Annotated in this window: 4 protein-coding genes; all 4 read left to right on the top strand. The window is 28.7% G+C overall.

Going from position 1 to position 16,010, the window contains the following annotated elements; genetic code table 4:
- Nucleotides 1-130 precede the first annotated feature (130 nt).
- The 4 genes from VBM91_RS01750 (at nucleotide 131) to VBM91_RS01765 (ending at nucleotide 15,972) form a co-directional block, all read left to right on the top strand.
- Complete coding sequence (locus VBM91_RS01750; protein ID WP_323189082.1) at nucleotides 131-10,576, top strand: SGNH/GDSL hydrolase family protein; 10,446 nt, start codon at nucleotides 131-133, stop codon at nucleotides 10,574-10,576.
- A gap of 241 nt (nucleotides 10,577-10,817) precedes the next feature.
- Nucleotides 10,818-11,639 (top strand): 30S ribosomal protein S2, encoded by an 822-nt coding sequence (gene rpsB / locus VBM91_RS01755; RefSeq protein WP_323176468.1) that lies wholly within the window; start codon nucleotides 10,818-10,820, stop codon nucleotides 11,637-11,639.
- 33 nt (nucleotides 11,640-11,672) lie between these two features.
- Nucleotides 11,673-12,554, top strand: a complete 882-nt coding sequence (tsf, locus tag VBM91_RS01760; protein WP_323177577.1) for a translation elongation factor Ts — start codon at nucleotides 11,673-11,675, stop codon at nucleotides 12,552-12,554.
- A gap of 145 nt (nucleotides 12,555-12,699) precedes the next feature.
- Nucleotides 12,700-15,972, top strand: a complete 3,273-nt coding sequence (locus tag VBM91_RS01765; RefSeq protein WP_323189083.1) for a hypothetical protein — start codon at nucleotides 12,700-12,702, stop codon at nucleotides 15,970-15,972.
- The last annotated feature ends 38 nt before the right edge of the window (nucleotides 15,973-16,010 follow it).

Consider the following 16,010-nt stretch of genomic DNA (forward strand, 5'->3'; position numbering starts at 1 on the left):
TGCTCTTTTATTTTAGCTTTGTTAAAAATAGTTTAACAATTTTTGCAATTTGCTTGTTTACTCTTTAATTTGGTAAAATTTTATGAAATTAGTTTTATATACACTTATAGTGTATATAAGAGAGGTGATTATGAAAAAACAAAAAAAGTTAACGTTAATTTCATTAGCTGCAATCTTAACTTCAGCTAGTGTTGTTTCTGCGTCTTGTCAAGCGCCAGGTTCATCAAAACCAATCGGTAGATGAACTGATTTAAACGATGGTGATGCACCAATCATCAATAAACCTGAACCGGTTGATCCAACTCGTGGAATTAAAATTACTGAACCAGGAGCAAATAATGGCAATGGTTCTCAAAACGGAGGTAATGATTCAAACCAAAACCCTGATGGAAAAACTGATGTTGAACGTGCCAAAGAAAAATTATCTAAACGTCTTGTTTCAAATAACTTCATATCAAAAGATCAAAAAATTAGATATGTTGCATTAGGAGATTCAATCACTGCAGGATATGATGGAGCGCTTCCAAAGGATTATCCAGGTAAATTAGAAGCTAACGGAGAAATCACCGGAGCTTCTTATGCTGCGTTTTTAGCAAGATTACTAAATCAAAATTCAAATAATAGACTTGAATATTTTGAAAACTTCGCAGCTTCTGGTGCTCGTATAGTTGACTGATTTAAAATTTTCGGAATCGACTATGACAACCCTTACAACGACACACCTGATTGACCTGCTGTTAACAAAACTTTCAAAAATAAAAATATGCAAGAAATGGGTCCAATCATCAAGGAACAATTAAAAGAAGCAAACTTAGTAACTATGTCAATTAGTGCTAATGACTTTTTCTTCTTGCTAATTGATACAGTTTCAAAAAATAGACCAATGGAAATTGTTAATGAATTCAGAAAAGAAAAACCTAACTATGGAAAGATTATTGAGTTTTTCAACAAAGTTCTTACAAACACACTTCCAGAAGTTAGAAAAAGAGCTTTACTTTTAGTTAATGAACTTAAAAAACTTGCTCCAAAAGCAAACATTAACTTAGTAGCTTACCCATTACCACTTTCTGGTTTCAAAAGAGCGATTGACAAATTCTTCCAATCTAAATTAGGAAACATTCCAGTAGATCCAACTCAAGTTTTATTACAACAAATTAACAGCTCATTGTATGATGTTGCGAAAATTACAGATGTTAATGTGCTAAATGCATACAATGTTGATTATTGATCTGCTCATTCAGATGAAATTTCTGATGTTTATATTGATATTCACCCTAACACAAGGGGATACAAAAAAATGGCTATGGATATGTATATTAAACTTACATCTCCATCTTTTGACCTCGCAAATTTTGATCCAACTTATAACTTTAACCAAGATTATTTACTCACCGACTCTACAACACTAAAATACCAAATCGAACCTTTTGTATCTAACTTACAATTATTTGGGTCTGATACAAATTCATATTTAGATTCTTCAATTCCATTCATTGATGAAATTAACAAACTTAGAACTCCATACAATTACCCTAATAGACTTTTAAGAATGTCAGCTACATTTAGAAATGTAACTGCTTCAGCAATTAATGGTCTTACAAATAATGAAATTTATAAACAACTTGATCCAGAAGGTAAATTAAAGGAATTAATTCTAGATACAGAAAACAATGGTGAAAATGGTTTTGTTACAATCATTGAATCTATTGTCAATTCAGGATTAATTCAACAAATTTACTTAGATTTCCAAAATGAATTATCAAGATTAAACAGAGAAGACAAACTTGAATTAATGGAAATTCCTCAAATTTTCATTAAATCAGTTCTTAAAGAAGAAAACTTATTCAAACTTATTAGAGCAATTGCGTCTTCAAAATTCATTACATATAAAAAACCTGAATTAATCTCAGCTCTTCAAGGTGTAATTACAAACTTATTTGCGCTAAAAAGTGAAATGATTTCAGATGCAATCACAGGTCTTGCTTACAAATATGTTGAACCTTTCAAAATTGAAAAAGATGATCTTAAATCATTAATCACTCAAATTGTAACTAATCCAAATATTTCGAAAGTTATCGGACTTGCACTTGAAAGTTTCATTAGTAACTCTGAGCAATTTGCACAAGTAGAAAACTTACAACAATTAATCAAAGTTTTCTTATCAGATAAAGAAAATATTAAGAAAATTGCAAACTCAATTTCTGATTTTGCGTGAGACATTGTTTCAAATGATGTTACCAAAAATATCCTTAAAGACATTTTATGAAACTTACTTGAAAACAATGGATTATCAAGCCAACTTATCAAAGCTCAATCAGATAATTTTGTTGATAGTTTATTAAACAACATAACAAGTTTAAAACCAGACTCAATTAAAGAGTTTATTTCAGATTTTATTTCTCAATTTGCTGACTTATTAAATCAAAATGAATCAGCTTCACTTGACAACATTAAACAAATTACAACTCAAGCAGGAAAAATTGCTATTGATAATTTTGTTGCTAAAATGAACAACTCAGATTCTGAAGAAGAAACAAACGAATTTAATGTTTTCAAAATTCTTAAATTCATTAATGATTCAAAATTAGTAACAAATAATCAAACATTTATTAAACAACTTATTAAGAATGTTTTAAACAATCTTGATCGTTTAAACATCCCTTCAATGGTTGCAAAAGCATTATCATCAACAAAAATTACTTCATTTGTAGGTGAAGAAAATATCGATTCGCTTGTTAATTCATTGCTTAAAAATCAAAACTTACATAACCTTGTAAATTACTTAGTTGAATCTTATGTAGATAATTTTGCAGAATTTGCTGATGTTGAAGATTTAAACGCATTAATTCAAAAATTATTAGTAATTCCTAACTTAGAAACTGTTAAAGAACACCTTGAGAGATTAGTTGCTGACTTAACTGATGATCAACTTGCTTCTAACTTACTTGGTAATGTACTTAAATCGGTTGCTAAAAAATACAACCAAGCAGCTAGCGATGAACAAATCACAGCATTTGTTAACGACTCAAAAGTTGAATTATTAAACTTTGTAAAATCATTAGACATTATTAATCCACTTATTGATTTTGTGTTTAGTCAACTTGAAACAATTAAAACAAGCAGCACACCTTATGCTGATATAAGGGTATTACCTTCAAAAATTACTGATTTCTTAAAATCAAAATTAGCTTCTGACCCTATTGCTTTAGTTAAAAAAGTTGCTAACTTAGAAACATTTAGTTCTTATGCACCTATCTGAAAAGAAATTATTAAAAATGTATTTACTGAATTAAATGAAAACAATGCGGTTGTTTTAAAAATCAGAGATATTTTAATTTCTACAGTTTCTTCAAATGAAACTTTAGCTAAATATGCAGATATTGATGAAGTCAAAACAATTGTTAACAAGATTTTTGATACAGAACAAATTAATTCACTAATTCCAAATGTTTTTAATTTAATTTTTAACAACATTACAGAATTAAAAACAGTTGAAAACATTACTGACTTAATTAATTTAGTAATCAACAAACCTGAATTCAAAACTATATTAACTTCAAACATCAAACCAATTTTAGATAATGTGGTTACTGATTTAACAATTAACAAAACTCTTACAAAAGTGTTTGTAGTTTTACTTGAAAAAGCAGGATTTACTTACGATGCTAAATTCAATTCAATGTTAAATACTGTATTTGCAAACTTAATGAATAACTTAAGTGCAGATAATAAACTTAACAATTTAATTGCTGAAGTTATTGCGTTATTCGATAATGAAAACATTACATTAAGCAGTTTAACTTCACAATTACCAAATGTAATTCTTAAAAACTTGAAGGTGACAGAATTTGAGTTTATTAAAAATCTTTTAAGTGCACCACTTAGTGACATTGAAAAAGCTTCATTAAAAGAATTTATTCAATCATTATTATCACAACTTAAAACAAATGATAAAGTTTCAGAATTTATTAATAATTTAAATCTTGATTCTGTTGCTACAAAACTTAATGTTTCAGCAGACGAACTTAAACAATTACTTAACGACATTGTTGTTTCAGAACCTCTTGTAAATATCGGAACAAGTTTAACTGACTTTATCTTAAATAACCAAGAACAAATTGCTAACTTATCTTCTTTAACTGATTTAGTGGTTTTAGTTCTTAAGGATGTTAACTTTATTCACGATGTTAAGGGTTCACTTAAAACTGCATTCGATGCATTAAAATCAAATCCAACAATTAAGAAAATGGTTACTGGATTTATAAGTAACCTTGTGAAAACAAATGAATCAATTAGTTGATTACTTCAAGATGTTCAAAACATTGATGGATTACTTTCTGATTTATTTGACTTATTACCAAACTACAGTGATACATTCAACATTTTTGCACATATCTACAGTGGTCTAGAAGAGTTTAATCAAAATGGAAACTACACAAAATTATCCGATTTAGGTACATTAATTTTAAAATCATTTGCAGAAGAATTTGGTGGAGAAAATCAAGAAACAAACATTATCAAAGCAATCAAGATTTTATGTGATAGCTTACTTTCAAAACACAATCAAGATATTAATCAAATTATCAGAAATGTTTACAACAAGATTGCTACTGATTCACAAATGTTTGAATCAATTTTCGCGAAAGTTCCTGCAAACTTAAAAGAAAAGATTGAAAATTATGTTTCATTTGATAACTTAAAAGAATTAGTTAAATTCGTTTTAAACAATGACTCATTCAAAGTTGTATTCTTAAATCAACTTACAAATGTTCTTAATTCAATTGCAACTGCAGAGCAATTTACAACTTACAATGATTTAATAATCACAATTCTTAAAGGGCTTGATTATGAGCAAATGAAATCTAACTTAAGTAATTTCATTTCTGAATTATTTGAAAACGAAAATAACAAAGTTATATTAAAAGAGTTAATCAATAATGTTGTTAAATCAACTCTTCCTGACTTATATTCACAATTAAGCAAAGACTTTGTAAGTGATTTAGTGGATAATTTAATCCCATTATTAAATTCATTAAATATTTATCAACCTGTATTTGACAAGGTATTTGAAGTTCTTTCAAATGCTAAAAATGCAGATGAACCATTAAGTGTAATTAAAACATTACCAAATGAAATTGTTTCATTAATTGTTGCTGAATTTAACAAAGATAAGCAAGCATTTGTAAACAAAATCTTAGCTTCTCCTATTTATTCAGAAAACAAGCAATTCATCAAAAACTTATTACACTACTTAGTTTCAACAATCTTAGTTAAAGATTCAACAATCACAAAATTAACTTCAATGATTAATGATGCAAATTTAGGTGAATTAGTTTCATCAGAAGGCGCATCACAAGTAGCTAACGATGTTTTAAGAAATAGTAATTTACCAACATTACTTAACTCATTAGTTGATGCAATTGTTGATAATGATTTATTAGACTCGATCTTCACAAATCCTAAAGATGTTATTTTCAAAGCTCTTAAAAATTCAAATGTTACAACAGAGCACAAATATGAACTTGCAAGTGTTATTCATACAATTTTAAGTTCAAACGGTTTAGATAAACTAATGCATAAAGCATTAAATAAAATGCTTGCTGACCAAGGTTTATTGTCTTCAGAATTACCGCTTGAATTCTATACAGCACTTAAACAAACATTAAATCAATTAATTAACTACAACCCTACAAACACAATGGTTGATCAATTAATTGAAATCGTTAATGCAGGTCTACAAGAGTCAAATAGTTTAGATGAATTAATCAAGTACATTACTTCAAATGTAAAATCATTATTAAACATTAAAGAATTCGGATACATTAAAACATTATTAAATTCAAACATTTGAAATCACTCAGATCAAATCAAAGAATTAGTTTCTAATGTAATTTCTAAATACTATGTTGATGAAAATATCCAAAAAGTTGCAGCAATGATACCTGTTGCATCAATTGCTGATAAATTAAAAATTGATGCTCAAGTTTTATCAGACTTATTTATTGATATTCTTAAGTCACAAAATACTAAAGACATTATTAATTTAGTAAAAAACTTTATTATTGATAATAATTCAACACTAAGAGAAGCAAACTCATTTGACCAATTAGCTATTGCTATAGCTTCAGATGAAAACTTTGTTGCTTCAATCAAACCAAAAGTTCTAAACATAATTGAACAGATAATGACAGGAACAAATGCACTTGAAAAACTTTCACAAGCTTTAGCAGCATTTATTAAGAACCCGGATTATGCAAAATATTTTGCAGGTGTTCAAGAACCTGAGCAATTAGCTAAAAACATTATTAACATTTACTCAATTATCGATAGAAACTTTGGTGTTTCAGAAATCGCTTTTGATGCTTTAATTAACTACATTAAAAAATCAGGAATTACAAACTTCTCAATTTCATCAGTTATTTCTTCATTTACTAAAACAATTAAGGAAAGAATTTCAGAAGATCCATCTGCATTTGAAACAAAAGTTGTTTCAACATTCAAAGAAGTCATTACTTCTGACTTATTCACAAAGAGCAAGGATGATTTACTAAAAATTATTGACAACATATTCAATGTAATTCCTGCTAACGAATTAGCTACAAGTATTGTTAACCAAATAATGTCAAAAGCAGGAAATTCAATTGAAAACTACTTCTCTAGAGATGAATTAATTGCACTTCTTGAATTTGTCTTAAGTAATGAACACTTTAAAAACTTATTTGAAAAGATTGCATCTAATGCAATTCAAAGAGCAAATGAATTTGTTGATGTAACTTCTTACGTTGATATTATCAAGAAAGCGTTTGTTTTAATTAATCCTCAATCAGTTAAAGAAGATACAACCGGATTATTAAATGGATTATTAACTAACCAAGTTACAAAAGATTTTGTTTATAAATCACTTGTGAAATTATTTGGAACCTTAAACATTGAAGTTACTCCTCAAGTTGATAAATTGTTCAGAGATTTATCAAATAACTTAAAATCAGTTGTTGATTCACTCGAACTTGTAAATCCTGCCTTGGATATCTTCTTCGATAAGTTAACAGAAGCCTCACAAGCTGAAAATAAACAAATCTTAGCTATATTAGGTCAAATTCCACAAGCATTATCAGATTTAATTAACAAACAAGTTCTTTCGGATATTAAAGGATTTGTTGACAGAATCATTAATCTCGACGTTGTTACTGATAACTATGAAACAATTATTAACTTAATTCCTAAAGTAATAATTGCGTTAAGAAATAATGGAACAATTACAAAACTTGTAAATTCACAAATCAAAAAGCTTTCTGATTCAAATACATTATTCAAATACACAACTAAAGAACATTTAGGAAACTTTGTAAATGAACTTATTTCAATTAGTGAGATAGATGATTTACTTATTGAGTTTGTTCCATGATTACTTGAGGATAAATCTTGAACAAATTACATCAATTTACCACTTGATGTAATTGAAAAATTCAAGACTAACTCAGAAAAAACCGAATCACTTAAATCAAAAATTCAATTAATCATTGAAAAAACACTCAAGTTTGACTCAACTAAAGTTATTGTTTTAGATTTAATCAATACATTCGCTAGAAAATACAATATTCAATTAGCCGGAATTAATTTAGATAAAGTTGTAGGTGACTTATTACAAAACTTAAACTCATTTGCAATCTCTGCTAAATTATTACCTAATGTTGCAAATATCTTTGTTGACACATTTATTTCAACTAAAGATACAAACCAAACTATAAGTGCTGTAGTTGAATACATCAAAGGATTACTAAAATCAGATGCATACAACATTGTTAAATCATTATTCAAACATTTATCAACATTAGCAGTTAACCAAGATGAAGTTATTAAATTAGTTAATGCAATAATTGAAACTATTAAAGTTAATGATGAACTTAAAGAAACAATCATTTCTAAGTTACCATTAGATAAATTACTTGAAAGCTTCGGTATTACAAAAGACCAAATCAAACAAGCTTATGATTTAGTTGTAAAAATGCCTGAAGTTAAGGATTTAATCAACACAGTCTTAAGATTCTTATTCAAAAACTGATCAAGTTGAGCTAATGCGAACTCATTTGATGAATTAATTGTGATAATTTTAGAAACACCTGATCTTAAAGAATCAATTACAAACTTAGTTTCTAGAATTATTTACACAATCACAAGAGATCAAAATGTTCAAGATATGGTTGCAACTGCTGCTGTAAGATATCTTCAATCATCACCTTACGCTTCAATTTTCAATGACATCAGCGATCCTACGCATTTAGTTAAATCACTTTTAGCTAACATTGAAGGAATTGATAATGAATTAAACATTATTGAGCAAGTTGCAAATTCTATAGTTAAATTATTATTACAAAGACAAACTAATATCACGACTTTAGATATTACTTCAGCCATTACAAGTGCACTTGGTGCAATTACTAAACAAGAAGGATTCGAACAAAAAGCAATCAGATTGCTTAACTTAGTAATCAACTCACTTAAACAAGCAAATCATCAACAAGATTTATACTCACTTATTACAAATGCACTTCACTTATTTGAGAACAGAATTAACTTAGGTGAAATTATTTGAAATATCTTTGACGACGAAACACATAGTTACCTAGAAGAAAAAGTTATTTCTCAAGATTCATTTGTACAGTTAGTTAACTCAGTTGTGACTTCTGATGAATTAAAAGCATTAATCACAGAAGTTTCAAGTTACATTGTTGAAAATAACCAATTCCTAGAAAACACAACTACTTTCTACGATATTCTTAAGATTTACTTAAATGTAAATGAAAATGTTAAAAGATTTGGTGATTTAGTTGAGGGAATAATTGTTAAAACACTTAACAATGACATTAGTAAAGGTGTTGTTAAAAAATTACTTAATAGATTTATCAACTTCCTTGAAATTCCAAGAACAAGTGAACTTGAAGAATTTATTCCTACATTAATCGATAACTTACCAGTTATCTTACAACGTGCCGGAATATTCAGATCAGTTGTAGATAGCATTGTTTCGACATACAAAAAATCAGCTTCATTCAGTGAATTTGGTTCAAGTGTTGTAGGAGCAGTTGTTAAAGGAATTGACTTTACAACATTCAATACAGTTAAGAAGATTCTTCTTGATCCGTTTATTCAAGATAATAAACAAAAAATTATCGACTTATTCAGAAGCATCATTACACAAATGCTTAATAATAAACAAAAATTAACAAGAGTTATTTCTCAATTTGGTTTAGGAAAAGCGTTATTAGGTACAAACGATTACGACACAGCAATTAACAATATGGCTGTTAATGCATTAGGAAACGAAAACTTAATTAACTTATTAGTTACAGTATTCACTGATGTACTTGATAGATCAGAAGATTATGCTAAACGTAATTCATTCTCATCTGTGCTTAATGAAATCTTTGTTTCACCTAAATCACCTCAAATTAAGCAATATATTGTTCAATGAGTTAACCACATTTTAGATAATGAAGATGCTGAAATTTCTCATGGTATAGGACTTATTATTTCAAATATGTTCAAAGGAATGGGATTTGCATTTAATGATTCAGATTCACAAATCTTTGACAACATGGTTTCAGGATTATTCAAAACTCTTAGAGGTTCAGATGAACTTAGAACTATTGTTGACAATATTTATGAATTAATTCAAAAAACTGACTTTGAACAAATCGAAGACAGAATTAAAGCTCTTAAAGATATTGTTATTCATGGTATTATGTCAATCATCTTGAATAAAAATGGAAACATTTCAATGAATAAAATTCTCGAAAAAGGACCATTCGTTGGAAAAATTATCAAGAATATGGGTAATGGTACTTTTGTCAAATTTATCAACAGATTGTTTGAAAGCTCAACATTACAACCTGAAAAAACTGGTATTTACAAGATTATTGATGGTCTGATGAATCCAAATCAATCTTCATCATCCTCATCATCTTCATCTAACAATAATCAAGGAAGCTCATCATCACCAAAATACAAATTTGAGTTTGACGTAAGTATTTTTGAAATTGTGGGTAGAGTTAAAGAATTTATTAAAGAACTTTACATTCCTATCTGAGAATATATGTTTGAAGAAATTCAATCAGGTAGATATAACACAAGTCTTAGAAATAATGCTTACAAACAAAATGATGCATATAAAGCAGTTTTCAGATTTACGACATTTGCTTTATGAGCCGCTAAAGAAAAAGGAAATATTTCAGATTTCTTATTCTGAAACGGAACAACTCTTGAACTCGAAAACATCTTCCTTGATGGAACTGAAATGGCTTGAACAACAGTTAAAAATAGACACGCTCAAGAATTCAATAGATGAACAGAAGAGCAAAAACGTGCATTTGGTAAAGCAGAAAGAGGAAATGGTTACAACTATGAATTTATAGTTGGAAACAGATCTAACAGTACAAATAACTCGAACTATTGAAAAGATCAAGTTTTAGTTTACATCTACTATAGAAAAACAAAACCTATTGATAAATTCACAAGAAAAACTAAAACAGAAATTCTTTACGAAATGCTTAGAGATGGTTACATTAATAAAAATTAATCTCTAGTTTCAAAGTGCTACACATCAGTTGTGTAGCGCTTTTTAATATAGATTTGACCCTAAAACTTTTAACTTTGAAATAATGAAAAATGTAATACAATAGATTACAAGAGTTTTAAAACTACTCTTACAAAAATTAACAAATATATCAGTAAGTATGGATTCACTTGGGTGTGCTAATCATAGTGCTAGGTGCTCGAAATATTTACGTAGCAAAACAAACTAAAAGGAAATTAAAATTATGAACAACGCAGAAAACAAAAAAGAAAATGTTAAAGTTGTTGAAAAACAACAAAGAACACCAATTGTTTCAAAAACAAAATTATTAGAAGCCGGAGCATACTTCGGACACAAAACTCACGCTTGAAACCCAAAAATGAAAGATTACATTGTTCCAAACAAAAAGAACAAAGGATCACACATTATTGACATTATCAAAACACAAAAATACTTAGAATACGCTTACTCATTAGTAAACACATTAGCATCTAAAAATGCACAATTTATTTTTGTTGGTACAAAAAAACAAGCTAGAGAAGCAGTTAAAGAAGCCGCTGAAAGAACAAACTCATTATACGTAACAGAAAGATGATTAGGTGGTACATTAACAAACAACCAAACAATCATGTCACGTGTAAACAAAATGAAAGAATTAGAAGCTAAAGCAGCTAACGGATTTGCTGGATACACAAAGAAAGAAGCTTTAGACTTACAAAAGAAATTAGATAAATTACACAAAAACTTAGATGGAATCAGAAACATGAACAGATTACCACAAGTAATGATTGTTGCTGATCCAAATGAAGATGCAATCGCAGTTAAAGAAGCTAAAAGAAAGAAAATCAAAGTTATTGGTATTTTAGATACAAATGCTAACCCAGATTTATTAGACTTCGGAATTCCTGCAAACGATGACTCTTCAAAATCAATCGCTTTAATTATGACAATTTTAGCTGACGCTATTGTTAAAGCACGTGGTGGACAAGTTAAATTTGCATACCAAGAAGACGATAAAGTTGTTTTACCTTCATTCCAAAAACAAGAAGAAAACTCAAACAACTAATTAATCACAAAATAATTTAATTAAGGAGTAATCATGGCAGACATGAAAATGGAAAAAATTAAAGAATTAAGAGCTAGAACAAATTCAGCCTTAATCGATGTTAAAAAAGCATTAGAAGCTACAGAATACGACATTGAAAAAGCTATTCAATGATTAAAAGAAAATGGAATTGTTAAAGCTGCTAAAAAAGCAGGTCGTATTACTGCTGAAGGTGCAGTTTCAGCTCATGGAACAGATAAAGAAGCTGTTATGGTTGAAATTAACTCAGAAACCGATTTCGTTGCTAAGAACGACAAGTTCCTTAACTTATTAAACGAAGTTACAAAATCAGTTTTTAAATCAAAGGCTAACACCTTAGAAGAAGCCTTAGCTACAAAAATGAATGACAACGAAACTGTTGAACAAGCTTTAATTCAAGCTACATCAGTTATTGGAGAAAAAATTTCTCTTCGTCGGATTCAAAGAGTAGTTGCTGAAGAAGACCAAGTTTTAGGTATATACGTTCATGTTAACCGTCAAGTTGCAGCAGTAGTTACAGTTAAAGGTAACAATGTAGAAGCTGCTAAAAACGTGGCAATGCATGTTTCAGCTATGAATCCTGAATTCACATTAGTTTCAGATATCCCTGCAGAAAAATTAGAAGAAATCAAAGCAGGATTTGAGAAACCAAATGGTTTTGACTCTAAACCAGAAAAAATACAACAACAAATTACAGAAGGTTGATTAAACAAACAATTATCAGAAATCGTTTTAGCTAAACAACCTGTTGTTGTTGACGATTCAGTATCAGTTGAAAAATACTTATCAAATCACAATGATGAGTTAGTTTCAGCTGTTAGATTTGAAGTTGGTGAAGGTATTGAAAAAGTTCAATCAAACTTTGCTGACGAAGTAGCTGGAATGGTTGTTAAGTAGTTCTTACTTAACTTCTATTTTGATATAACGCATATTCTAATCACTTGGAATGTGCGTTTTTCTTTATAAATTAATAAATTAATTTATAATAAAACTTATAAAATCAAATTAACTAAAAAAATCAATAAAACAAAGGATAAATCATATGAAAGCAAGATTAAAATCATTAGTTTTAGGTTTAAGTGGTGCAGCATTACTTTCACCAATGTTATTAGTATCATGTAATAACTCATCAAGTTCACAAAAAAGTCAAGCAGAACTTAAAGCAGAAAAATCAAAATTAAATACAGATATTCAAGCTGAATTTAACAAATACAGTTCAGTTGCTAAATCTGGAGATAGCTTAGATCAATTAGTATCAAAAAAACAAAATGAATTATTTGCTTTAATTGCTGAATTAGATAAAAAAGAAGTTTTATCAGATTCAGATGTTAAGAAATTAGCTGAGTTTTTACAAACATTAAAAGATCAAGCTGCAGACGTATTATTACGTGGATTTGTTGATAAAAACTTAGAAGTTGTTGCAATTGAAAAACAACTTGAAGCAGCTAAAAAGGAATTAGAAGATCTTAAAGCTGACACTGAAGGTGCAAACAAGGAAACATTAGCAGAAAAAGAAAGAGAAATTCAGGCTCTTAACGATCAATTAGAAATTGCTAAAAACGAATTAGAAGATGTTAAGTCAAAAATGGTAAAGAGAGCTCCTTCAGGTAAGCAATCATTACTTAAAATCACAAAAGCAATTCTTTTCTACTTAAGCTCATTTAAATCAAAATACCCTGAACTTTATAAATCAAACCAATCGATCATTGATGGTGCTGTTTCAACATGAGAAAAAAGTAGTAAAGAATATGAAGCTCAAGAAGATGACTACAATAACATTAACTATTTCTATGCTCAAACAATGTATGCTTTAAACTGATACACAATTATTAAAAATTACTTCCCTGAAGCTAAAGTTGAAATGCCGTTTCCTAAAGAAGAATTCATGAATTCATTATTCCAATGAAGAATTAAAGATTTAGAAAATGTTGCAGTTAACTTATCAAGTATGGATCGTTCAACTTTATCAGCTGAAGAAAGTGCAAAAGTTGATGAAAACATTCAATTAGTTAATGGTGTTAAAACAAACTATGAAGAAGCATTAAATACATCTACAAACTTAGACGAACAATTTATTAACTTCCAAGCATTAGAAATTCAATTCTGAAGCAAATACATTTACAACACAAATTCATTCAATGAATATAGACCTTCATTAATGGTTCCTTCATTAAGAATTTCTAAGTTCCCATTATCAAATGAAATCATTGATGCAGAAGTTTTAGAGCAATTAAAGCCAATTTCTAAAGAAATCGCAGACAAGTTCTCAGAATTCTACAAAAACACAGGAATTAAATACTTACCTTCAGTTTACTACACAAATCTTTATAACCAATTCCGTGATGATCTTTTCAATGTTATTAGATACCAATTTATCCCTAAACAAACCACATTAGAGGGGTTATTATACGTTCTTTCAAAATCGGAAAATGATTTATCAAAATACAATATTGATACAACACAAATTCTTGCTGATATTAACGCAAAAGCTAACGAAATGTATGATGGAGCCTACAGCGGTAGCACATACGCTCTATACAATAGAAAAGTCAAGGCAAAATGAAATGAACAAATGTATGATGGAGATGAAAATTCAGCAATTTACAAATCATATAAAAAATTCAATACATGAGCCATTAAGCAAATGAACGAAATTAAAGCTCTTTCACAAGAACAATTTGTTTCAGCAGTTGATAGATACATGTTAATTAAAGCTTTTGACTTTAAATTAAACACATTAGTTAACTTATTTGAATACTGAAAACTTCAAGGCATTGATCCAAAATCTGAAGAAATGGAAGCTGTTTTACAACTTTCAAAATCAGCTTCAAAATATCAAGCAAGAATTAAATCTGCAGAAGATTCAATCGCTGATTCAGAAGTTATCAAAGCAAAATTAAAAGAATTAGTAAGTTCATACAATTTAGATACAATTAACCATCCAGATTACACAACAATTGAACAATACTCATCTACTCTAAATGAAGATAAAGCTAAAGTTCAAGCAGTTATTGATACATATTCAGCATTAATAGGTACTGATGGAATGTTTGAATTTACATTTAGCCAAATTATAGACTTTTTCAATAGTGCTGTAGACAATTTCAGAACAATTATTAATAAATGAGATCAATTTGTTGCTGATTCTAATGCAGAAGGTTTTGCGGAAACTTACAAAGTTTTAGCTGACTTCAAATCAGTATTAGAACAAAAAGTTGGTGATGAAAACGATGGTAACATGGATATGCTTTACGTAAAATTTGCTGACATTTACCAAGACAACAGATCAGGTGATAAATACACAAACGGGTTAGCTTTATTAGATGAATATACAACATTTGCTAACTCTTTAAAACACAATGAATTCGCAAATGAAACAGATGCTAGAGCATACTTAAACAACAAATACTCACAATTTGAGCAATTAAATGTAAAAATGACGGCTGCTAGAGAAGAAGGTGGAGTATTTTATGCATTAGATGATTACCAAGGATTCACAAGCGAATTAGACTATGAATGAGGTGAATTTGCAACTACATTCAGAGATCACGCTTATGATTCAATGTCTCTTGATGACTTAAATTCTAAAGTTGCTTCACTTAATGAAAAAGCCGTTGAATATTCAGCTAACTTTGGTAAATTACCAGCTGCTGGCGAAACATTTATGAAACTTATTGCAGATGATATCGAAAGAGAAAATTCAAACATTGAAAACTTTAGAAGACAAGATAAGAAAGCAAAACAAAGTTTATACATTGTTCCAGGTCAAGAAATTTATTCATTCATTAGACAAATGTATAAATCAGTTTCAGCTGAATTATCAGAAACTTCAATTAGCGAAGACCACCAAGATAAAGTTGTTTATGATGCAACACACAAAGCTATTGATAATTTAGTTAAAAAAGATTTAACATTTAGAAATATAATTTTTGCTAACGCTGATGGTTTTGAATACTTAACAGATGAACAAGAAGCATCAGGAAAACCTAAATCAGAGTTATACACAGAAATGATGAATTTAGAATCAGCTTACTATCAAGCTAACTTAGCGTACTTAAAAGCTGACGCTAGTTCAAAAGATGAGAAAAAACAACAATTACAACAAGCTAGAGTAGCTTACTACAACTTCTTAAATTCAGATAACTTCTCAATTTCAAGAAGTTCATACTTAAAATTCAATTTAAATGTTTACCGAACATATGATGATGATAGTGAATTTACACCATTTGATTTAGCATTATTATTTGCTCAATACGATGGTTCAATTGAATTATTAAGATTAGTTGAGAACACATACATTAAAAACAATCAATAATTTATTTAGTTAAAAACTGGTATCAAAAACCAGTTTTT

Origin of the sequence: Mycoplasma sp. 2248 (assembly GCF_034863245.1) — a bacterium.
Classification (GTDB): domain Bacteria; phylum Bacillota_I; class Bacilli_A; order Mycoplasmatales; family Metamycoplasmataceae; genus Mycoplasmopsis.